Genomic DNA, 22,412 nt, shown 5'->3' with positions numbered 1-22,412 from the left:
GACTCAGGCCTCGACCGTCGTCTTCACGATGCTCACTGGCGCGGTCGACTGCCGGGAGACGCGCTCGGTGACGGAGCCGAGCATCCGGCGGTAGTCGCCGGACCGCGTCTTCGACCCCATCACCGTGAGGTCGACGTCCTCCTCGTCGATGTACCGGAGGATCTCCTCGTGGGGAGCGCCGTACCGCATCGCGGTGACCGCCTCCACGCCGGCGTCGTCCGCGAGCGCGGCGACGGCGTCTATCGCCTCGCGGCCGGTCTCTTCGAGCGTCTCCTCGGCACCCTCGGCCCCGTCGACGAACTCGTCGCCGGAGTAGGCGTTCACCACGCCGCCGTCGACGACGTAGAGGACGTGGAGCGTCGCGCCGTAGCGGGCGGCGGCGTCGATCGCGTGGTCGATCGCACGGTCGACGCCGACGCTGCCGTCAGTCGGGAGGAGGATATGGTCGTACACACGTGAGGGTTCGCCGGCGGCGCGAATAAATCGGTCGCCGTTTCTCGGCCGGCGGTGCCATCGCCGTTTTCCGAACGGTTAACACGCTGTGTCTCGGCGGAATTCCCATGACCGAGGCCGCGGACCGGATCTTCGTGAACGGGGAGGTACACACGCTCGCGGACCCCGAGGACGGCGGCGACGCGGTCCGCGAGGCCGTCGCCGTGCGCGACGGCGCGATCGTTCGGACCGGGCGGACGCACGACGTGGAACTGCTCGCGGGCGTCGGCACCGACGTGGTCGACCTCGACGGGCGCGTCCTTCTCCCGGGCTTCGTCGACGCGCACACGCACCTGACCACCGTCGGTCGCTACCTGGTCCACGCCGACCTCTCCGACGCCGACGCGCCCGAGGCCGCCGTCGACCTGCTCGCGGAGCGCGCGGCGGAAGTGGAAAACGAGGAGAGCGGGCGAGAGAGCACCGAAACCGGCGACTGGGTGCTGGGCTACGGCTACGACGAGTCGACGTGGGACGAGTCGCGCTACCTCACCCGTGAAGACCTCGACCGCGTCTCGACCGAGCGCCCGGTCGCGGCGTTCCGCGAGGACATGCACGTCGCGGCGGTGAACGGCGTCGTCCTCGACCGGTTCGCGGACGCGCTCGCGGACGCCCCCGACGAGACGGTCCCCGCGGACGACGACGGGGAGCCGACGGGCGTCCTCCTCGAAGCCACCATCGACCCGATCTACCGGGCGGTCGAGCCCGACCGCGTGGAGACGCGCGCGGTCGTCGAGGCCGCGCTCGACGGCTGCGCCGCCCGCGGGATCACCGGGTTCCACGACATGGTCCGGAACTCGCACGCCCCGCGCGTCTACCGCGACCTCGACGCCGCCGGCGACCTGACCGCCCGCGTCCGGATCAACTACTGGAGCGACCACCTCGACGCGCTCGACGAGAGCGGCCTCGCTACGAACGCCGGGAGCGACACGGTTCGGACCGGCGCGATCAAGTCGTACACGGACGGGAGTTTCGGCGGTCGGACCGCCCGCCTCTCGGAGCCGTACGCGGACGCCCCCGACGAGACCGGACAGTGGGTCGTCGACCCCGAGGAACTGCGCGAGACGGTGGCGGCGGCGACCGACGCGGGCTTTCAGTTCACCGCGCACGCCATCGGCGACGAGGCGATCGCGGCGGTGTTGGACGCCTACGAGGAGGCCTCGGAGACCGACCCGGGCGAGGCTCGCCACCGGATCGAACACGTCGAACTGGCCGACGACGAGGCGATCGAGCGCCTCGCGGAGACCGGCGTCGTCGCCAGCGTCCAGCCGAACTTCCTGAAGTGGGCGGGCGAGGGCGGTCTCTACGAGGAGCGACTCGGCCCGGAGCGCACCGCCGAGACGAACCGCTACCGCGAGATGCTCGACGCGGGGGTCCGGCTCGCGTTCGGCTCCGACGGGATGCCGATGGACCCGCTCGTCGGCGTCCACCACGCGGTCAACGCCCCGGCCGAGCCTCAGCGACTCGCCGTCACGGAGGCGCTGCGCGCGTACACGAGCGGTGCCGCCTACGCCGGCTTCGACGAGGACCGCCTCGGCACGATCGAACCGGGCAAACGGGCCGACTTCGTCGCGCTCGACGCGTCACCGTGGGAGCGGTCCGACGCCATCGACGACATCGACGTCGGACTGACCGTCGTCGACGGCGAGGTCGTGTTCGACGGTCGGTGAGTTCGACGGCCAGCGAACTCGACGGCCTTTTGTTCGATGATCGTCGTAACACCAATCGACTGTCATCGAAAGCCGCAATCGCTGCCAGAAAACGATAGTTATTAATCATGTGGTTCTAACGTGTGAGCATGACGGAGATAGCTATCGAGTACGCCGCGGGGAACCGGCTCCGCTCCGAGGCAGAGACGGCCCGGCGGCTCATCGACGCGTACCTCGGCGACCGTCCCGAGGTCGACCGCGTCACGCTCTCGCCCTCCAGCGAATCGGTGTTCTGCGTGAGCGTCGAGGGCGACCGGATCTGGTGTACGGACCCACGGGAGTGGATCGACGCGATGGAGGCGGTGACGGCCGCGCGGCGGCGGCTCTCCGAGCTGTCGTAGCCGATCGGTCAGGACGTCAGGAACGGATCGCGTACGTGCGCTGCCCTTCGAGAAGCGGTCAGTGTAGGTGACATATAGAACACTCAATACAGCATTGACCCAATCGCGTATTGGGTACAAATATGCGGTTGGGAGGGTGTGTTATTGAGGTGCCGCAGACACCATCCGGGTAACAGCGGCTGATTCAATGGCGACTCGGGGCTCGGCTTCGATCTGTGCGGGAGACCGATCAGAGGCCTTTGCGGGACGAGCGGTGTTTCTGTTCAGTGTTGGACTTCTGCCCAACGCTTATGTTGTTGGGAGGTGTCCCAACACGTAAGGGATGCCCGCAGAGCCGCTCTTCCAGTACACGCACGTCGAAACCGGCCTCGTCGAGAACGTCGTGCTTCGACCGACTGACGACACCGAGACGTACCCCTCGGGCTGGAAGTACACGCTCCATCTGGGCACCCTCGACGATCTCACGCTCGTCCGGTACGACAACTCCCACGAGGACACGAAGGGGCACGAGCATCACACCGCAGCTGGCGATCTCGACGACATCGAGTTCCCTGGGATGGAGGAGCTGCTCGTCGAGTTCTGGGCGAATGCGGACGAGTACTGGGACGCTGTCGGCGGCGACCCACCCCGACCACACTGATCGAACACCACCCGACCCACTGCCACCCCGACCATGACCACACTCCACATCACCGTCGGCGGCCGAGAACAGCTCCGTGAGGACGCACTCCAGTTCGTCCAGGATGTCGAGGACGACGATCTCGACGACCAGGACGGAAAGGCGATGCTCCAGTTCGGAACCTACGACGACTTCGTCGACAGTCTCACCCCGCTCCGCTTAGAGCTCATCCGAGCGATCGCCGAGGAAGCTCCCGAAAGTATGCGCGAAGCGGCGCGGCTCGTTGAGCGAGACGCATCCGACGTCCACTCTGACCTGAAGCAGCTGGAAGTACTGGGTATCCTTACGCTCGAAGAGGGCGGCCCCAGCGGCGCGATACAACCTGTCGTCCCATTTGACCGCATCGAAGTTCACATCGACTACCCGCTCATCGATAACGGCGATGCCGACAGCGCCCCCGCGAGTGCGTAGTCGGTTCGTCTCAAACTAGGAGGATTCTCAGCGATCAATTCGCACTCTCCAGTGACCGGATGTTTCAGGTGAGTAACTGTCTGAAGAATAGGATTTCAACAAAGCCGCGTGAGTTGGTCTTGGAGGTCAGTAGCTATCGTCCCACTCTAATTTCACTGTCTTGAGTATTCTCGTGGTGGTGCGCAGATACGGTTTGAAAGGTGACGGTAGGGTTTCAAAGCCGTCCATCCCCGAGAACACCCGCTTCAGGGACTGTTTAGACGAGATCAACGTAGCGTTCGTGGAGCGAGAAGCAACACCGTGGCTGTTGCTGAAGTTTAGTGTTCTGTTTCGGCTGCCAGAAATACCATTTTAATATGTATATAGGATTCTTTATGTATTTGAGTTCAATTGTGTTCGCTTGATCGAGTATAACTGAGATCGGGAAATCGATCGACAGCCAAAAACCGGTCGGATTCCGAATCACCTTTCGATTAACAAAACGATATAGAAAATCGCTTTTTCTTGATTTTTGTGATAAATATGAGTTTATAACGCTTTTTATTAATATAGTTCACTTCAGTAAGCTTGTCAAAAACACGATCTCTGTTCAGAAATGACCAAGATGGAACCTGAATAGCGACAGACAAATAATATATAAGAAAAACTATTTGAATACTTATTTACCAAATTATTTTAATTTTGTCGAAGCAGTAACGGTAAACGAGTGGTTCAGGTCGTTCGCCTCGCATGGACTCAGCGCCTCTAAGTACGATCGCACAATTGACACCAACGTATTTAACCGGCACCTGTGAATGGCAGTGTGTAGCATGGTAGCTGAAAAGCGGTTCGTCAGTCCGGACGATGTCGAAACGATCCAGCTCGACTGGGGGACGATCAAGTGGATGAACACTCCGTCCGTCACTGGCGCAGCGGAATTCAGCGCCGGTGTCGTGGTGCTCGAACCGGGGAAAGGCCACGAGCGACACACGCATCCCGACTCCGAAGAGATCCTGTACTTCCTCAGCGGAGAGGGGGAACAGACCATCGCCGACGAGAAGCGGACCGTCGGAGCGGGCGAGATGGTACATATCCCGAGCGGCGTCGAACACAGCACGATCAACACGTCGTGGGAGCCACTTCGGTTCCTCGCGGCGTACGGTCCGCCGGGTCCGGAGGCCGAGATCCGCGAGGACGAGGACGCAACGGTGTTCCCGCCGGGTGAGTTCCCCGAAGACTGACAGTCCGCGGAGCGGACGCGGCCGGTAGCGCTCGGCCGACCGGCCACCATCCGAGTTTCGACGCCGGCCTGCGACAGCGGATAGCCGCCGCTCAGGCCCGAATACGGCCGTAATCGGCGCTTCTTCCACAATGTTAAAGTGATGTGCGGTGTGTCGTCACGTACGATGAAATACGACCGTGCGGAATCACTCGAACGGGTAGAATCGACTATCGAAGCGGGCGAGCCGGTCATCGGAGCGGGTGCGGGGACGGGGATCTCGGCGAAGTTCGCCGAGCGGGGCGGCGTCGACCTCCTCATCATCTACAACTCCGGGCGGTACCGGATGAACGGGCGCGGGTCGCTCGCGGGGCTGCTTCCGTACGGGGACGCAAACGAAATCGTCGTGGAGATGGGCCACGAGGTCATCCCGGTCGTCGAGGACACGCCGGTACTCGCGGGCGTCAACGGAACGGACCCGTTCCGTGAGATGGACGTGTTCATCGAGGACCTGCGTCGGCGCGGCTTCTCCGGCGTACAGAACTTCCCGACCGTCGGTCTCATCGACGAGGACAGCGACTTCCGACAGAACCTCGAGGAGACCGGAATGGGATACGACGAGGAGGTAGAGATGATCCGCGAGGCCAGCGATCAGGGAATGCTGACCTGCCCGTACGTATTTACCGAGGAGCAGGCGGAGTCGATGGCGGAGGCGGGCGCTGACGTGATCGTCTCGCACATGGGACTGACCACCTCCGGCGACATCGGCGCGGAGACGGCGCTCGATCTGGACGAGGCGTCCGAGCGCGTCCAAGCGCACCACGACGCCGCCAAGTCCGTCCGCGAGGACGTCCACGTCATCTGTCACGGAGGGCCAATCGCCTGGCCCGACGACGCCGAGTACGTCCTCAACAACACGGAGGGCATCGTCGGGTTCTTCGGGGCGTCGAGCATCGAACGGCTCGCGACCGAGGAGGCGATCGAGAATCAGGCGCGCAAGTTCAAAGAGATCGACTTCTGATCCCGTCGGCGGACGGACTCTGTTCGCCCGCCGCGGCGTCGCGTCCGGTTCACTCCATCGCGTACACGGTCGCGTCGGTTCCGCCGAAGTACAGCCGTCCGTCGACGAGCGCCGGGCTGGAACCGACGCCCCGACCGCCGATCTCGACGAACCACTCCTCCTCGCCGTCTGTCGTGAGCGCGTGGATGCCGACGGTGCTGTCTCCCTCCTCGGTCTGTCGGTGGCTGCCGACGTAGACGCGGTCGGTCGTCACGACCGGGCTGCTTCCGATCTCCAGCGCCGACGTCTCGAAGGCCCAGTCCTCCTCGCCGGTTCGACGATCGAACCGGAACACCTTCGCGTAGTTCGTGGTCGGGTCGTCGAGGGTGTTGTACGGCGTGTGGCCGACGTAGACGCCTTCTTCGTCGACGGCGACGGAGCCGGAGATGTAGCGCCCGGCCGTGTCGGCGAGCCACGCCTCATCGCCGGTTTCGGCGTCGACGGCGTGGACGTTCCCGTTCCAGTCGGTGATGAACACCGTTCCGTACGCGACCGCGGGACTCGACCAGATCATGTCGCGGGTTTCGTAGGTCCAGCGCGTGTCCCCCGAGGCGGGATCCAGCGCGTGGAGGATGCCGTCGGAGTCGCCGACGTAGACGGTGTCGTCGGCCACGGCCGGGGTGCTCACGACTTCCGTACCCACGTCGACCCGCCAGTCGGTCTCTCCGGTCGCCGCGTCGAGCGAGTAGATCCACCCGTTCTCGGGGGCCCCTTCTTCGTCGGCGTACCACGCGCACGCGAGGTTGTGACAGCCGACGCCCACGATGATCGACCCGTCCCACGGCGTCGGACTGCCGCGGATCAGCCCGTCGAACGAGCGCGACCAGCGCTCGGTTCCCGCCGCCGCGTCGACGGCGTACAGGCGCTTGTCGTACGATCCGACGTAGACCGTTCCGTCGCTGTACGCCGGCGTCGCCTCGATCCGGTGGTCGGCCGCAAACGTCCACTCCTCGTCGCCCGTCTCGGCGTCGAGCGCGTACAGTGCGTTATCGGCGCTCCCGATGAACACGGTCCCGTCGGCGACCACCGGACTCCCCCAGAACGGACCGTCCGCCTCGTACGTCCACGCCGGCGACGGGTCGGTGCCGATGTCGGAGTCGTCGCCCGTGTAGCCGGTGTTGTGTCGGTCGCCGCGAAACGTCGCCCACGACTCGATCGGTTCCGTGACGGGATGGCTCCCCGACGCGGACGGCGACAGCCGCTGACAGCCCGCAGTGAAAGCAAGCGCGGACGCCGAGGCCGCCGCGAGGAACTGTCGTCGGTTTTGGTTCGTCATCCAATACACTCTTCGGCGTCGCGGAGATAATAGTGTCGGCCGTTAACCGCCGTCTGGAGCCGAATTGGTCCGGCCCGTGTCGGCCGCGACGATCAGACGACGAGGTACTCGTCGAGGTCCTCGTTTTCGAGGTCCTCGGTGGTCCCCTGATACACGATATCTCCCTGGTCGAGGACGTATCCGCGGTCCGCGATCCGGAGCGCCTCGCGGACGTTCTGTTCGATGAGCAGCACCGTCAACCCCCTGTCTGCGATCTCTTCGACGGCGTCACCGACCGCGGTGACGATCTGCGGGGCCAGCCCCTCGGTGGGCTCGTCTAACAGGAGGAGGTCGAGGTCCGGCAGCCGGAGGGTCCGCGCGATCGACAGCATCTGCTGTTCGCCGCCAGAGAGCGTCCCCGCCTGCTGTTCCCGCCGCTCCTCTAAGCGCGGGAACAGGTCGTAGAGCTCGCCGATTTCCATGGTGCTCTCGCCTCCTCCGAGCCCGCGTCGTCGGATGGTGTTCCACCAGCTCCGCGTGATGGTCGACAGCTCGAGATTCTCCTCGACGGTCAGCTCGGTGAACAGCCGCCGCCCCTCGGGGACGACGCCGATCCCACCCATGGCGATGTCGTCGGCCGGCCAGTCGGTGATGTCGGTTCCGTCGAACCTGATAGCTCCCGACCGAATCTGTGGCGGCTCCGTCCCGGCGATGCTGCGCACGGTCGTCGTCTTTCCGGCTCCGTTGCGTCCGAGAAGGGTAACAACCTCTCCCTCGTCGATGGATATCGAGACGCCCCGGAGGATGTGACTCGGTCCGTAGTGGGCGTGGACGTCCTCGAGTTCGAGCAGACTCATTGCTCTTCACCCCCGAGGTAGGCCTCGCGAACCGCCGGATGGTCCCTGATCTCGTCGGGTGTCCCCTTCGCGATGAGCTCGCCTTGGTGAAGCGTGAAGATCCGGTCGGAGATGTTGAAGACGATGTCCATGTCGTGTTCGACCAAGAAGATCGTTATTCCCCACTCCGACTGAAGGTTTTCGATGAGATCGACGGTCATCTCGGTTTCCGCCGGCGACATCCCCGCCGTCGGCTCGTCCATGAACAGCAGGTCCGGATCGGTCGCGAGTCCGATGGCGACTTCTAGCCGTCGCTTGTCGCCATACGGGAGCGACGCGGCCGTCGTCTCCGACTTGTCGTCGAGTTCGATTGTGTCGAGGATGTCGTCCGTCAACCGTTGAACCTCGTCGAAGGAGTCCCGGCGGCTGAGGAAATTGATCCGGAAGGAGCCGTGTTCGGCCGCGAACGCCGCGACCTGAACGTTCTCGCGGACGGTGAGTTCGGGCAGGATCGACGCCGTCTGGAACGTCCGTCCCACGCCCAGTTGAGCGATCTCGAAGGGCTCCATCCCGACGAGTTCGGTGCCCGCGTACGTCACCGTTCCTTCGGTCGGCGTGAGCCGCCCCGTGATCGTGTTGATGAGCGTCGACTTCCCCGCGCCGTTGGGACCGATGAGCGACACCAGCTCGCCCTCCTCGACGGCGATGTCGACGTCTTTGAGCGCCGTAAGGCCGCCGAACTCCTTCGTCAACTCGTCTGTTTCGAGCAGTGCCATTACCGCTCACCCCCGTCGGACTCCTCGGTAGCTGAGCCACCCGTCACTCGGGCTTTCACCTTCGCAGCGAGCGTCTTCGGCTCCCGGAGCTCTGCCGTGAGGCTCGTGATCATTCCCCAGATTCCGTCGGGGTACGCCCACACGACCGCAGTGAACGAGACCGCCAACATGAGCAGCCAGTAGTTTCCGAGCGTGGGGAACCCGTTAACGATCCCCTTGAAGTAGAACCACACGAACGTGCCGATGACCGGGCCGGCGAGCGTACCGAGACCGCCGAGGACCGCCATCACGACCACGTCCCCGCTGATCGACCAGTACAGGCGTTCGACACCGGCGAACTGCGTGTTGACCGCCAAAAGCGAGCCGGCGAGCCCCGATATTCCCGCCGAGAGGAGGAACGCGGCGAACTTGTAGCGCCAGACGTCGAGCCCCACGAAGGACGCTCGGGTCTCGTTCTCGCGGATCGCCTTGAAGATCAGGCCGTAGGGCGATTTGCGAATCCGGGTGATGAACACGACGACGCCGACGAAGAAGACGCCGACGAAGAGGTACAGGTTGTCCACGACGAACTCCCCGAGAATCCCTCCGTACCGGTGGTTGAGATCGACGATGCCGAGGAGCGGCGCTCGATCCACTGAGAGCCCGTTTATCCCCTGTGTGATCCCTTCGAGCGGGTTGTTCGCGAGGAAGTACAGGAACTGGCCGATCGCCAGCGCGACGATGGCGAAGTACACCGTGTGGAGCCGGAGGAGGATGAGCGCCGCCACCGCTCCGAGGGCGACCGCGGACAGCACTCCGACGACGACGATCGTGAGCGGCTCGTTGAACACGTGGATCGAGAACAGCGCGGTCGCGTAGCTCGCGATCCCGAAGAACATCGCGTGTCCGAACGAGAGGAGTCCGGTCTGTCCCAACAGGAGGTTGAACCCGAGCGCGAAGATAGACCAGATGAGGATGGTCACCGTGAGCCCGTGGTACCCTTGTGTCACGTCCGAGATGACGGGTGCGCGACTGAACAGGTACGAGAACGTGAGGACGAACCCCACCGAGATCAGGAAGATGAACCGCTCGGTGTGTTTGATCCGGTCCCACGCGTCCACGCTGATCAGCGACGATTCGTCCTCGACGTCGGGTTGGGCGTTATCAGTGCTCATTGTCCGATCCTCGCAGAGGGGTAGATACCGCTCGGTCTAATTGTCAACACGACGATAGCCAGCAGGTAGATGATCGCTTGGGTCATGCTCGGCGCGACCACCGTCGCCAGCGCGAACGCGAGCCCGGCGAGCAGCGAGCCGACGACCGTTCCGCGAAGGCTTCCGACGCCGCCCATGATAACGATCACCAGCGACGGAATGATGATCTCCATCCCGATCCCGGTGGTGACACTGAACAGCGATCCGCCGAGCACGCCGGCGAGTCCCGCGTACGCGGCCCCGATCGCGAAGATAAGCAGGAATGGGCGACCGACCCGGATTCCCAGCATTTCGGCCATCTCGGAGTCTTCGGTCCCGGCCCGCACCGCGAGCCCGTAGTCGGTGTACTTGAAGAACGCGAAGATGATCCCGATGAGCACCAGCGTGAGCGTCACGACCAGCACTCGTATCGTCGACGCCGCGGCCAGCCCGGGCGGCGTTCCGATTACGGGAAGCGAGATCGCGCCCGAGAGCCATTCGGGTCGGGGAAATATCGTCCCCGTCCGACCGAAGACGATGGCGACAACCTCCTGGGCGGCGATCAGGACGCCGAACGTGACCAGCAGCTGGTCGAGCAGATCGCGGTCGTAGAACGGCTTCGCGAGCAGCCGTTCCATGGCGACGCCGACGGCGAAGATGACGATCGGCGTCAAGATTAACGCCGGCACGAACCCCCAGTCGAGGCCGACCGCCCCGTAGTCGGAGAGGAGCCCGCCGTACTCCTCTTCGGACGCGATGAGGAGTCCGATGTACGCGCCGCCGAGATAGAGGACGCCATGAGCCATGTTCACGTATTTAAGCGACCCGAACACGATTGACAGGCCGATGGCGACCAGCAGATACAGGGATGCGACGCTCAAGGCGATGAATACGAATCCGACGGCTGCGTCGAGAGTCATCCCAGCCACCTCGGATCAGACGGTGTTTGCTGTTTCATGGAGTGTACGATTATTGTAATTTTTCACTATGTTAATCTTGTGCTTTGGTGACTCTCCACGTGGAATCGATGTACGCTCTCTGGGTCCCGCTCAGCGAGCGAGCGACGTACTGGGACAAAAGTCGGGTGACGGAAGGCGGTGCGATCCCGACTCTCCCGACCGCGGGCGGAGCTACTCGTCGCCGTACTCGTTGTCGCCCATCGCGCACTCCGTTGCCGGGAACGCGTCGGAGCCGTAGATCAGCGGATCGGTCGTCTCGACGACCTCCGTGCGGATACCGAGCTCCTCGGCTCGGTCGTCGCCGACACCCTGCACGAGGTACCACGGGCGCTCGACCTGGTGATCGGCCTCGCGGAACACCGAGTCTCCCCACGCGAGGCTCCACTCGAACTCCTCGAGCGTGCGGACCACGGTCGGCGGGTGGAACGTGCCCGCCTCCTCGACGGCGGCGGCGTAGACCATCATCGACTCGTAGGTGTGCAGCGAGCTCTGGTTTGGCGTCTCGTCGTACTCGTCTCGGTACGAATCGATGAACACCTGGCTCGGCTCATTGTCGGCGGCGGGGTTCCACGGCTCCATGCCGAGGACGCCCTCCGCGTCGGCACCGAGCGGGTCGAGCGTGAACGCGCTGACGTGCGGGATGATGACGTCGATGTCGTCGGTCAGTCCGGCGTCGTTCAGCTGTGCGAGCCCGCTGGCGGCGAAGTTGCCGAAGCTGGAGAAGTACAGCGTGTCGGCACCGGACTCTTCGAGCGCCTGAATCTGCGAGCTGTGGTCGTTCTCTCCCTCTGCGATGGCGGCCTGTCCGGCGTGCTCCCAGGGGCCGTTCTCCGTGAGGTACTTGCGGGCGGCGTCCCGGTTGGACTGCCCGTACGAGTAGTCCATGTAGATGTGGAACAGCGAGCGGTCCTCACCGAGGACGGAGGGCGCGGCGTCGCCCATCGCCATTCCGATAATCTCCGCGTGGAACGTCGGGTGGAAGTAGTACCGCGAGCAGTTCTCTCCCGAGATGCTGGCGGACGTGGAGTTGCCACCCATGAACGGGATCTTCTCCCGTTGCGCGACGTTTTGCATGGCCATCGTCACCGTACTGGACATGCCGCCGGTCCAGAACTGGATGTTGTCCTGCTGGATCATCCGCTCGATGTTGTCCTGTGCGGTGTCGGCGCTGCCGGCCGTGTCCGCCCTCGTGGGCTCGACCTCGTAGCCCATGATGCCGTCGCCGCTCAGTCGGTCCCAGTAGTCGACGAGACCGCCGCCGTTGTTGAGGTGCTGGACCGCGAGGTCGAAGCCCGCCTCTTGGTCCTGTCCGTCGGGCCCCAGCGCGCCGGAGGTCGGTCCGTTGAATCCGATCGACACCGTGTCGCCCTCCGGGGGGAAGTTCCCGATGGGCGCGTATTCGCCGTCGCCACCGTCACCCCCGTTACCGCCCGTACAGCCGGCAAAACCGGCCGCGAGGCCGGTCGCGCCGATTGCTTTCAGATAGCGTCGCCTCGTGCTGTCGGTCTGTGATTGCGTATTCATCATGGATTTTTGGAACGTTCGTAGTCACATGGTACCAACCAGCAATTAAATGTTTGGGTGGTAACCGGTCACGACACCGAGACGGGGTTCACATGTACCGGTCGATCCGCTTTGCGAGCGCCAGCGCGAACTCCTCGTCGTTGATGTTCGCGTCCATCTCGATCAGCTCCACGTCGTCGTCGAGGTGTTCGCGGAGCGCGTCGAAGAGCGCCGCGTCGGCCTCGGGGTCGTGAAACTCCTCGCCCGGCGCGTCGAGCATGGAGACGCCGCCGAGCGGGAGCGCGACCGTCACCGGACCGGTCGCCGCGTTGAGTTTCTCCGCGATGATTCGGCCGAGCTCGACGTTCTCCTCGGGAGTGGTCCGCATCAGCGTCACCTGCGGATTGTGGACGTGGAAGTGACGGTCCGCGAACTCCTCGGGAACGGACGACTCCGGACCGAAGTTGACCATGTCGAGCGCGCCGGTCGAGACTACCTGCGGGACACCGGCGTTCCCCGCCGCCTCGAGTCGTTCCGGTCCGGCCGAGAGGACGCCGCCGACGAGCTCGTCCGCCCATTCCGTGGTCGTGACGTCGAGCACCGCGTCGATGACGCCCTCCTCGACCAGCGACTCCATCGCGCGGCCCCCCGTTCCGGTCGCGTGGAAGACGATCGTCTCGTACCCCTGCGCTTCGAGCCACTCGCGCGCGGTCTGGACGGAGGGCGTCGTCACGCCGAACATCGTGATGCCGATCGTCGGCTTCTCCTCGGTCTCGACGTCGGGATCCCGGGAGATCATGCCCACCACCGCGAGCGCGGCGTTGGCGATCACGGTTCGCGAGAGCTGGTTGAGCCCCTCGATGTCGGCGACGGAGTACATCATCGCGATGTCGGCGTGACCCACATACGGCTCCGTGTCACCCGACGCGACCGTCGAGACCATGAACTTCGGGACGCCGACCGGGAGCGCGCGCATCGCCGCCGTCGCCATCGACGTGTTGCCGGAGCCGCCGAGCCCGAGGACGCCGTCGAGCCGCCCCGCCTCGTGTGCTCGGGTGACGATCGCGGCGGCACCGTCACCCATGGCCTCGACGGCCGCGCCGCGGTCGCCGGTCTCGCGCAGCGACTCGAGGTCGGTACCGCCCGCCGTCGCGACCGTCGCGGCGTCGGTGTCCGGCTCGATCTCGGGGTCGCCCATCACGCCGACGTCGACGAGGTGGACGTCGATCCCCTGCGATTCGATCACGTCGCGGGCGAAGCCGATCTCCTCGCCCTTCGTGTCGAGCGTCCCGACGATGTAGATGCTCATCGTTCCACCCGCGGACGGGGCAACCGACGGGGAAGTGTGCGTCCGACTGTGTGTCCGAGTCGCTGTGGCGTGTGTTTGCGTGGCATGAGTACAGACCTACCGACAGCACAGAACATAATGAACATTCGGGTCGATCCACCGGTTCCCGCGAGCGGGGTTCACATGTAGATTTATTACGGTCTCCTCGTTACACGACGCTATTCATGGTCGACTCACCGGACTGGGATCGGACCGAGGTCTCGCAGTCCGTCCCGGACGCGTTCGAGGGACGGCTGCCGGAGGTGCTCGGGAGCCTCCAACGGCTCACGGGCATCGGGATGTGGTCGTACGACGTGCCGCGGTCGGAGCTCTGGTGGAGCGACGAGGCGAAGCGGATCCACGGCTTCGAGACCGAGGAGACACCGACGGTTTCGGACGTCGTGGGGCGATACGCGGAGACGGATCGGCAAGCGGTCCTCGACGGCCTCGTGGCCGCCATCGAGCGCGGTGAATCGTTCTCTCTCGGCGTCGGCTACGCCAGCGATCGGACGACGGAACGAACGATACGACTCTGCTGTGAGCCCCTCGTCGAGGAGGGAGCAACTGTCGCGTTACAGGGCGTCGTGAGGGACGTGACGGATATGAAACGGCAGGAGCAGCGGATCGAGATCCTGCGTCGAACGAGCCAAGAGCTCCGGAGCGCGAGCTCGAAAGACGAGGTCGCGGAGATTCTGGCGGACGCCGCGAAGAACGTCCTCGGACTCGTGAACACGACCGTCCGCCTCGTCGACGAAAACCGGAACGTCCTCCAGACGACGGTGGCCACCGAGGAGTGCCTGGAGCGAGCCGGCGACCGACCGAACTACACCGTCACGGAGGACACGCCGGCCGCGCGGACGTATCGAACCGGGGAACCGGTCATCCACGCGAACCACGATCAGACGGAAGACGACCACAGCCGCGGAGCCCTCCAGTCGGGGCTGTACGTCCCGATCGGGAGTCACGGCGTCCTCAGCGCCGGTGATGTCGTCGTCGACGCCTTCGACGAGTACGACTTGGAGGCCGCGAGTTTACTGGGGGAACTCGGGGCAGAGGCGATCACTCGAATCGGGTGGGTGAAGCGGTCACGGGCCATCTGAACGGCGTGCGAACGATCCTTCGCAGCCGACGTGGACCGGGGCGGTGATTCACATTATGAAAATTGTTATTACGGACGGCAGACACGATCACGTATGATCGGAGACGCAACCGGGCGACGACTCAAGACGACGCGTACCTCTCTCGAGATCCTCCGGCTTATCTTGGAACACGACGGACTCACGCCCGCCGAACTCGACACGATGGTCGACAGCTCGAAGAGTTCGATCTGTAGCCACCTCAACACGCTCGTGGACAGTCGCTACCTCGTGAAGGAGGGCGATACCTACCGAGTCAGCTTCAGAGTCGCCCTGCTGGGCGAGCGCGCGCGACACCGGTACCCGACCGGCGACGACGTCGAGGCGGTCGTCGACCGGCTGGCGCGAAAAACCGGCCAAGAGGCGAACTTCACGGTCTTTGAACACGGCCGACTACTCGCCTGCTACGGGTCCTCCGACGACGGGGACGACGAGACGGACGTTCGCTACCGGTCGGAGTACCACCTCCACAACACCGCCGCGGGAAAGGCGATCCTCGCCGAACTGGACAGGAATCGGGTGGAAGCCATCGTCAACGAGTGGGGGCTTCCCCGCGAGTCGGACGAGACGATCACGGATCGCGACCGACTGTTCGACTCGTTAGACGAGATCGGATCGCAGGGATACGCTCTAGTCGACGGCGAGTTCGCGCCGGATCTGGTCGCGATCGGCGCACCCGTCCGGGGCACCGACGGTAATATCGTCGGCGGGTTGAGTGTCGGCGGTCCGAAGTACCGCGTCGGGGTTTCACAGCTGGAACGCGAGGTCACCGAGGATCTGCTGACCGCCGTCGATTCGCTGGAGTCGCTGCTCGGCCCGTGAGGACCGAACGCGTTTTCGATATGTAAATTTCTACCACAGAATACATTTATAATAATCATTATATTGTGGGGCACCCCGATTCCATTACAGTACTACATATGTAATTCTATTCGAACAGCTCGTCCGATCGCAGCGCTCATTTGGGATATGTAAACGCTTCCGCCGTAGACCAGATCCAGTACAGAACAATACCGGCCAGTGAGGCCGCGGATCGGCGGGCGTGGCGAGACCGTCAGTCGGCCCATGGGGCTGTCTATTGACCCATTGTGATAGGGTGTTGCCCCACGTGGCGCGGGGACTAGCCGCGCACGCCGACCATAGTTTTATCTCTCGGCGGAGTGATCCGTCGATCATGGACGTTGGAGTCCTCACGGTCGCGTTGGGCGACGAACCGCTAGATCAGACGCTCGAATACCTCTCCGGCATCGGGGTCGGAACGATCGAACTCGGCTGCGGGGGGTTCGTGGGGGATAGCCACCTCTCACGGGAGGAGTACCTCGACGACGAGGCGGCACAGCGAGAGCTGCTCGATCTCGTTGCCGAACACGACCTCGAGATCAGCGCGCTCTCGACACACAACAACCCGCTCCATCCGGACGACGACCGGGCCGAGCGGGCAGCGACCGAGATCAGGGAGGCCGTGCGGCTCGCCGGCCAGTTGGGCGTCGACACCGTGAACACCTTCTCAGGGCTACCCGCAGGGAGCCCGAGCGGTGAGGTTCCGAACTGGATCACCGCACCGTGGCCGCCGGAACACGCCGAGGCGCTGGAGTATCAGTGGGGGGAGGTCGCGGTGCCGACGTGGACTGCCTTGGCCGAACACGCCGCCGACCACGGGGTGAATATCGGCATCGAGATGCACCCGAATATGCTGGCCTACGAGCCGACGAGCCTGCTCCGGCTCCGCGAAGCGACCAACGAGCGGATCGGGGCAAACTTCGATCCCTCACACCTCTACTGGCAGGGGATCGATGTCACCGAGGCGATCCGCTACCTCGGCGAGCGCGATGCTATCCATCACTTCCACGCCAAGGACACCGGCCTGTACGAACACAACGCTCGGATACAGGGATACCTCGACACGAATCCTTACACGGACGAGCAGAACCGGTCGTGGCTGTTCCGCTCGATCGGTTACGGCCACGGAGAGAGTCACTGGAAGGACGTGGTCTCGACGCTCCGGATGGTCGGCTACGAGGGCGCGCTTTCCATCGAACACGAAGACTCGCTCACGTCCGGTCGAGAGGGATTAGAGAAGGCTGTCGACATCCTCAACCGAGCCGTCTTCGAAACGCAACCGGGTGATGCGTACTGGGCCTGAACCACGACGGTGACCGTCGGGTTCCTCGGTCTCCAGTCCCTCCCCACGTTCATATTTAGAATTACTGAAGTGTATCTCAATATCACTGCGGGTTGGAATGAGCGTACCCTCTCTATCGAATGGTACTGTTCGGATCGGGACTTTGTTGAACTCTCAGCAGTTGATAGTGCTACTCTCTCGATTGCTCAGTACAGGTGACTTAGCGATCGATCCGCCAGATTGCGGTGGCGCGCGCCTGCGAGCGGCCGACAGGCGGCGAGCCAGCACGCGTGAGGTCGCCGGCGGCTCTGCCGCCGGCTGCCAGAGAATCTTCGATTCTCGCTGGAGTCGGCCGACCGGAGCAACGCGGAGGGAGGCCGACGAGGCTGGGGCTTCGGCGGTCGTGTTCGCCCCGTTAGCGGCGATTCCGCCCTTGATAGCCTCTTCACCCTCAAAATACCCGACCTACAAGTAGCTCTCACCGAACAGCTGCTTCAGGCGAGAATCTGTCTGAAAGTACGATTTTAAGAGAGTCATTCGAACTCATCAGACTCATCATATCAAAATTCAATATTGTATTTAAAAATAATAGTAATGCCAGATAGATCCGAGTTCCAAGCTTCAGTAACAGCCGCAGTATTGTCATTTCCGCCACAAATCACAGTAGATCTGGTCTATAGGTCCCCTGTGATAGTCGTTTTTGGCATGAATCACTTAAAATCGGCCTCGCTTCCTTCAACCTTTGTGGCTAAATCGCGGGTGTCTTTTTCTGATGATACCGACGGCCTCGAATCGAGTGCTCTCACCTCCTCGGTGACCTACAGAGAGATATCGTGTTCTCCGGCACGCGCTGATGCTCTCGGCGACACTGCTTGAACGAAGCAGTTTCAGAAGTGAATAACCACTACATGGAACAGTAGATTTAATACTTTAAAACCTATCCTTAAGCCATATCGATGGCTCAGATCTCGAAACCTGCCGTCCAAGTCGATGTCCGAAATATCGGTGGTATCGACGAAGCGTCGGTAACGCTCTCCGACGGCGTCTCGATCCTGACCGGCCGCAACGCGACGAACCGGACCTCCTTTTTACAGGCGTTGATGGCCGGGCTCGGCAGCCGCCAGAGTTCGCTGAAAGGCGACGCCGAGGAGGGTACAGTGACCATCACGCTCGACGACGAGACGTACACGCGAACGCTCCAGCGCCGCGGCGACTCGGTGGCGTTCGGCGGTGACCCCTACCTCGACGACCCGGAACTGGCCGACCTGTTCGCGTTCCTGCTGGAAGACAATGAGGCGCGTCGGGCGGTGGCGCGCGGCGACGACCTCCGCGAGATCATCATGCGACCGATCGACACGGACGCGATCGACGCGGAGATACGCGAGTGCCAGCGCGAACGCGACGAGTTGGCGTCCGAAATCGAGACGCTCGATAGCCTCGAACGCGACCTCACCGATCTCGAAGCGGACCGCCGCGAAAAGGTCGAGGAACTGGAGGCGGCACAAGAGGAACTCGAATCAGTCCGTGAGGAACTCGACGACCTCGACGCCGGCGTCGAGGAGAGCCGGACGCGAAAACAGGAAATGGAGGAGGCGTTCCAGCGCGTGCGCGACGCTCGGTCGGCCCTCGACGACCTCCAGTTCGACCTCGAAACCGAGCGCTCGACGCTCGCGGAGCTGAAATCGGAGCGTGAGGAACTCCGTGAGACCGTCGAGGAGGCGGAGGAGCCGGACGAGAACCTGGACCGGCTCGCGGGCCGGATCGACGAGCTGCGTCGCCGGAAGCGGTCCCTCGACGACGACGTCAGCGAACTCGGGAGCGTGATCGGGTTCAACGAAGACATGGTCGACGGTTCGGGGATCGACATCGGCGAGGAAACGTCGGAAGACGACCCGACCGATGCGCTGACCGCGGGCGATCAGACGGTCTGTTGGACCTGTGGGTCCGAAGTCGAAGGCGAGCAGATCGAATCGACCCTCGACCGGCTTCGAGAGCTTCGCTCCGACAAGCTCGACGAACGCAACGAGATCCGCGCGGAAATTCAGGAACTCACCGACCGGCAGTCGTCGATCCGCGAGGCCCGGCGCGAGATCGAGCGCGCTGAGGATCGGCTCGACGCGGTCGGGACGGAGATCGAATCGACGGAATCCCGAATTGCTGATCTGGAAGAGCGAGTCGAGTCAAAACAGACGGAAATCGAGGAGCTGGAGGAGGAAGCGGAGTCGATCGACGTTGACGGCTACGACGAGGCGTTAGAACTCCACCGCGAGGCGAACGGGATCGAACTCCGTATCGAGCGGATCGAAGCCGAGATCGACGAGATCGAAGCCGAGATCGAAGAGCGCGAGAGCGCGATCGAGCGGCGCGAGGAGCTGGAGGCGGAGCGCGAGGAGATCGCCGACCGGCTGACGGAACTCCGGACGCGCGTCGACCGCATTGAGGAGAACGCCGTCGAGGAGTTCAACGAACACATGGAGACCGTCCTCGACATCCTCGACTACGAGAACCTCGATCGGATCTGGATCGAGCGTCGAGAGACCCGGGTCCGAGAGGGGCGTCGCAAGGTCACCCGGACTCGGTTCGACCTTCACATCGTCCGCTCGTCGCCCGACGGCACGGCCTACGAGGACACGGTGGACCATCTCTCTGAGAGCGAGCGAGAGGTAACGGGGCTCGTGTTCGCGCTCGCGGGCTATCTCGTCCACGACGTTCACGAGACGGTCCCGTTCGTCCTGCTCGACTCGCTTGAGGCGATCGATTCGGACCGAATCGCACGCGTCGTCGACTACTTCCGGACGCACGCTGACCACCTCGTCGCCGCGCTCCTGCCGGAGGACGCCGCCGCGCTCTCCGAGGAGTACACCTACGTCGAGAACATCGACTGATCGGCCCGGTCGTAGACCGACTCGCAGGCGGGCTTCGTTCTCTGTCTCTTGAAGCCGAGAAGCAACCGGAGCAGTAGGAATTACACTACTACATTTGTAATTCCAGCAGCGTTCATAATATCAGAACAGACGATGGGGAAACCCACGGTGTCGTCACAGTTCGAGTGTCGTTGACGCACCGGCCACGTCGAATCGGTACGGCCCGGATTCGACGACGTGCCCCTCTCGGGGCTTATGGAAGCCGAGTCGCTTCACGGGGACCGACACCTCGACGCGCTCGCTCTCGCCCGCGGCGAGGGTCACGCGCTCGAACCCGACGAGCGACCGAACGGGCCGGACGCGAGACGCGTGTCGCTGTCGGGCGTACACTTGTACCGTCTCCGTGCCGGCACAGTCGCCGACGTTGGACACTTCGACCGAGACCCGGACCGTCCGGTCCGTCGGTGCGTCGTCCTCTCCGCTCCCGCCCGGCCGGGCCGCGACGCTCGCGCTCAGGTCCGTCGTTTCGAACGTCGTGTAGCTGAGTCCGTGGCCGAACTCGAACAGGGGATCGTACGAATCCGGGTGTTCGTCCACCCCGATGGGCGTCGGATGCGCGAGCGCGTCGTGGTGTTGCGGGAGGTCGCCCTCGTCGCGCGGCACCGAGATCGGGAGCCGACCGCTCGGATCGTTGTCTCCGAACAGCGTCTCCGCGACCGCGACGCCGCCCTCCGTTCCCGGAAAGTACGCCATGAGGATGGCCGGCACGTGTTCGGCCATCCAGTCGACGATCAGCGGTCGCCCGGTCACGAGGACGCCGACGACCGGCGTTTCCGTCTCGTGTACTCGGCGGACGAGTTCCCGCTGCGACTCGGGAAGCCGGAGGTCGCTTCTGGTGGGCCACTCGCCCGTCTCGGATCCGGCCTGCGCTTCCGGCCCGAACTCGTGGATGTACCACCCCTCGCCGAGCGCGAGCACGGCCACGTCCGCGTCTCGCGCCGCCCGGACCGCCTCGTCGATGTCGATGGCCTCGTTCATAGTCGTCCCCGGCACGTACGACACGGTCCCGGCGGTCGCGTCTGCGACGGCTTCCCGGATCGTCTTCCCGGGAACCCCCTCGTCGCGCCCGACGCTCCAGCCGCCCAGCTGGTTGACGAGGTCGTCGGCGTTCGGGCCGCCCACGAACACGTCCTCGTCGCCGGAGAGCGGTAGCAGCCCGTCGTTTTGCAACAGCGTCATGCTGTCACGTGCGGTTTCGAGGGCCCGCTCGCGGTGGGCCGGCGCGCCCAACGTCTCGACGGCGTCGGTCTCGTCGGCCGCGTCCTCGGGCTCCTCATCGAACAGCCCGAGGTCGAACTTTAGCCGGAGGACACGCCGTACCGCCCGTTCGAGTGTCGCCTCGTCGAGCCTGTCGTCTTCGATCAGTTCGACGACGCGGTCGGCGTGAGGCGTGTGACCGACCGACGCCACGTCGACGCCCGCGGTCCGTGCCTGTCGGACGCCGTCGGCGTGGTCGACGGCGGTGCGGTGGTCCTCGTGGAGGTGTCGGATCCCGTTCCAATCGGAGACGACGTGCCCGTCGAATCCCAGCTCGTCGCGGAGCAGCCGGTCGAGGTACGCAGCGGAGCCGTGGGAGGGCTCGCCGTTGATCGAGTTGTACGACGGCATGACCGACGCGACGCCCGCGTCGAGAACGCGCTCGAACGGGCGGACGAACGTGTTCCGAAGCTTGTACTCGGAGACGTCGACTGGGGAGGCGTCTTCGCCGCGCTCCGGTTCCCCGTACGCCGGGAAGTGCTTGGCCGTCGCGACGACGCGGTCGGTGGGGATGGCGGGACCGTCGGGGGCGGCAGAACCCTCCCCCTGATACCCCCGAACCTTCGCGGCGGCGAGCGCTCCGACGAGGTGCGGGCTCTCTCCGAACGTCTCGAAGACGCGCCCCCACCGCGCGTCGCGTCCCACGTCGACCGTTGGCCCGTAGTTCTGATGGGCACCCGTCGCGCGCACCTCCGTCGCCGTCACGGCGGCCGCGGCTTCGACCCCCTCCGGATCCCACGTCGCCGCCGCCCCGAGACCGTTCGGGAACACCGTCGCGCCCGAGACGTACGCGTGTCCGTGGACCGCGTCGACGCTGAACAGCAACGGGATCCCGAGCCGGGTCTCCTCCCGGGCGTACGTCTGGAGTTCCTCGACTGCGGACACGGCGTCCTCGGGAGTCGTCGCGAGCGCCCCGCCCCAGCCGAACGGCGCTGCGAACCCGAGGTGGCCGTCATCGATCGCTTCCTTCACGTCGTCGAGGTCGTGCGTCTCGCGGAGCGTTCCCGCCCACGTTCCGGTCACCTGTCCGGCCTTCTCCGCCAGCGTCATCCGGTCGAGGAGATCATCGATCCGCTCGTCCGTCGAAGCGCTTTCCCGCTGGTACGCCGGCTGCTTGGGCCGATTGTCCATGGTCTACACCTGCCGACGCCGTTATTTAAAACTACCTCGGTGGCCGCTCTCGGACGAGGCGATTACTCCATCGGTGCCTCTCCAGACCGATCTCTCCGAACCCGCCCTGTTCTCTATTACAGAACCC

At 64.1% G+C, this 22,412-nt stretch carries 19 protein-coding genes and 1 pseudogene; 11 read left to right on the top strand and 9 right to left on the bottom strand.

The annotated features are described in order from the left end of the window. Nucleotides 1-3: 3 nt before the first annotated feature. Nucleotides 4-453, bottom strand: coding sequence for a universal stress protein (locus QOL69_RS03545; RefSeq protein ID WP_048076330.1), 450 nt, complete (start codon nucleotides 451-453; stop codon nucleotides 4-6). A gap of 107 nt (nucleotides 454-560) precedes the next feature. On the opposite strand from QOL69_RS03545, the gene QOL69_RS03540 reads away from it, so the two are divergent. The 7 genes and pseudogenes from QOL69_RS03540 (at nucleotide 561) to QOL69_RS03510 (ending at nucleotide 5,848) form a co-directional block, all read left to right on the top strand. Continuing rightward, nucleotides 561-2,159: an amidohydrolase gene (locus tag QOL69_RS03540; protein ID WP_283402055.1), complete on the top strand. Its 1,599-nt coding sequence runs from the start codon at nucleotides 561-563 to the stop codon at nucleotides 2,157-2,159. A 128-nt stretch (nucleotides 2,160-2,287) separates the two neighbouring features. Continuing rightward, nucleotides 2,288-2,539: a SelT/SelW/SelH family protein gene (locus tag QOL69_RS03535; protein WP_048076334.1), complete on the top strand. Its 252-nt coding sequence runs from the start codon at nucleotides 2,288-2,290 to the stop codon at nucleotides 2,537-2,539. A 322-nt stretch (nucleotides 2,540-2,861) separates the two neighbouring features. Then, nucleotides 2,862-3,179 carry a toxin-antitoxin system TumE family protein gene (locus QOL69_RS03530; protein WP_283402054.1) on the top strand — a complete coding sequence of 106 codons (318 nt, stop codon included), beginning with the start codon at nucleotides 2,862-2,864 and terminating at the stop codon, nucleotides 3,177-3,179. 33 nt (nucleotides 3,180-3,212) lie between these two features. Further along, nucleotides 3,213-3,629, top strand: a complete 417-nt coding sequence (locus tag QOL69_RS03525; RefSeq protein ID WP_283402053.1) for an HVO_A0114 family putative DNA-binding protein — start codon at nucleotides 3,213-3,215, stop codon at nucleotides 3,627-3,629. A 226-nt stretch (nucleotides 3,630-3,855) separates the two neighbouring features. Further along, a pseudogene (locus QOL69_RS03520) lies at nucleotides 3,856-3,945 on the top strand (IS6 family transposase); the annotation flags it as partial. 493 nt (nucleotides 3,946-4,438) lie between these two features. After that, nucleotides 4,439-4,849 (top strand): cupin domain-containing protein, encoded by a 411-nt coding sequence (locus tag QOL69_RS03515; protein ID WP_048076336.1) that lies wholly within the window; start codon nucleotides 4,439-4,441, stop codon nucleotides 4,847-4,849. A gap of 165 nt (nucleotides 4,850-5,014) precedes the next feature. Next, a complete protein-coding gene (locus QOL69_RS03510; protein ID WP_048076337.1) occupies nucleotides 5,015-5,848 on the top strand; it encodes a phosphoenolpyruvate hydrolase family protein in 834 nt (277 codons plus the stop codon). 49 nt (nucleotides 5,849-5,897) lie between these two features. Here the strand turns inward: QOL69_RS03510 and QOL69_RS03505 are convergent, their stop codons facing one another. From QOL69_RS03505 to QOL69_RS03475, 7 genes are all read right to left on the bottom strand, one after another. Then, the gene (locus QOL69_RS03505) at nucleotides 5,898-7,163 is read right to left on the bottom strand and encodes a BamB-related PQQ repeat family beta-propellar protein (RefSeq protein ID WP_283402052.1); all 1,266 of its coding nucleotides are present in this window, start codon (nucleotides 7,161-7,163) and stop codon (nucleotides 5,898-5,900) included. Between the two features lie 92 nt (nucleotides 7,164-7,255). After that, the gene (locus QOL69_RS03500; RefSeq protein WP_283402051.1) at nucleotides 7,256-7,999 is read right to left on the bottom strand and encodes an ABC transporter ATP-binding protein; all 744 of its coding nucleotides are present in this window, start codon (nucleotides 7,997-7,999) and stop codon (nucleotides 7,256-7,258) included. Further along, nucleotides 7,996-8,754: an ABC transporter ATP-binding protein gene (locus QOL69_RS03495; RefSeq protein WP_283402050.1), complete on the bottom strand. Its 759-nt coding sequence runs from the start codon at nucleotides 8,752-8,754 to the stop codon at nucleotides 7,996-7,998. Before QOL69_RS03495 ends, QOL69_RS03500 begins: the two co-directional genes overlap by 4 nt. Further along, nucleotides 8,754-9,908: a branched-chain amino acid ABC transporter permease gene (locus QOL69_RS03490; protein WP_283402049.1), complete on the bottom strand. Its 1,155-nt coding sequence runs from the start codon at nucleotides 9,906-9,908 to the stop codon at nucleotides 8,754-8,756. Before QOL69_RS03490 ends, QOL69_RS03495 begins: the two co-directional genes overlap by 1 nt. Continuing rightward, nucleotides 9,905-10,846, bottom strand: coding sequence for a branched-chain amino acid ABC transporter permease (locus QOL69_RS03485; RefSeq protein WP_283402048.1), 942 nt, complete (start codon nucleotides 10,844-10,846; stop codon nucleotides 9,905-9,907). Before QOL69_RS03485 ends, QOL69_RS03490 begins: the two co-directional genes overlap by 4 nt. Nucleotides 10,847-11,056: 210 nt before the next feature. Then, nucleotides 11,057-12,412 carry a substrate-binding protein gene (locus tag QOL69_RS03480; RefSeq protein ID WP_048076343.1) on the bottom strand — a complete coding sequence of 452 codons (1,356 nt, stop codon included), beginning with the start codon at nucleotides 12,410-12,412 and terminating at the stop codon, nucleotides 11,057-11,059. A gap of 85 nt (nucleotides 12,413-12,497) precedes the next feature. Beyond that, a complete protein-coding gene (locus tag QOL69_RS03475) occupies nucleotides 12,498-13,697 on the bottom strand; it encodes a Tm-1-like ATP-binding domain-containing protein (RefSeq protein WP_283402046.1) in 1,200 nt (399 codons plus the stop codon). Nucleotides 13,698-13,900: 203 nt separating this feature from the next. Between QOL69_RS03475 and QOL69_RS03470 the strand changes: the two genes are divergently transcribed. The 4 genes from QOL69_RS03470 (at nucleotide 13,901) to QOL69_RS03455 (ending at nucleotide 19,858) form a co-directional block, all read left to right on the top strand. Next, a complete protein-coding gene (locus QOL69_RS03470; RefSeq protein ID WP_283402045.1) occupies nucleotides 13,901-14,815 on the top strand; it encodes a GAF domain-containing protein in 915 nt (304 codons plus the stop codon). A 93-nt stretch (nucleotides 14,816-14,908) separates the two neighbouring features. Further along, entirely contained in the window at nucleotides 14,909-15,673 is a 765-nt protein-coding gene (locus tag QOL69_RS03465; RefSeq protein WP_283402044.1) for an IclR family transcriptional regulator, read from the top strand. A 352-nt stretch (nucleotides 15,674-16,025) separates the two neighbouring features. Continuing rightward, on the top strand, nucleotides 16,026-16,994 hold the full coding sequence (locus QOL69_RS03460; protein WP_283402043.1) for a sugar phosphate isomerase/epimerase family protein: 969 nt from the start codon (nucleotides 16,026-16,028) through the stop codon (nucleotides 16,992-16,994). 935 nt (nucleotides 16,995-17,929) lie between these two features. Beyond that, nucleotides 17,930-19,858: an archaea-specific SMC-related protein gene (locus QOL69_RS03455; RefSeq protein WP_283402042.1), complete on the top strand. Its 1,929-nt coding sequence runs from the start codon at nucleotides 17,930-17,932 to the stop codon at nucleotides 19,856-19,858. Nucleotides 19,859-20,011: 153 nt separating this feature from the next. On the opposite strand, the gene QOL69_RS03450 is transcribed toward QOL69_RS03455, so the two are convergent. Continuing rightward, nucleotides 20,012-22,285 (bottom strand): glycoside hydrolase family 3 N-terminal domain-containing protein, encoded by a 2,274-nt coding sequence (locus tag QOL69_RS03450; RefSeq protein ID WP_283402041.1) that lies wholly within the window; start codon nucleotides 22,283-22,285, stop codon nucleotides 20,012-20,014. Nucleotides 22,286-22,412: the final 127 nt, after the last annotated feature.

The organism is Halorubrum sp. DM2 (assembly GCF_901686465.1).
Classification (GTDB): Archaea; Halobacteriota; Halobacteria; order Halobacteriales; family Haloferacaceae; genus Halorubrum.
This window is presented reverse-complemented; position numbering and strand designations above follow the sequence as displayed.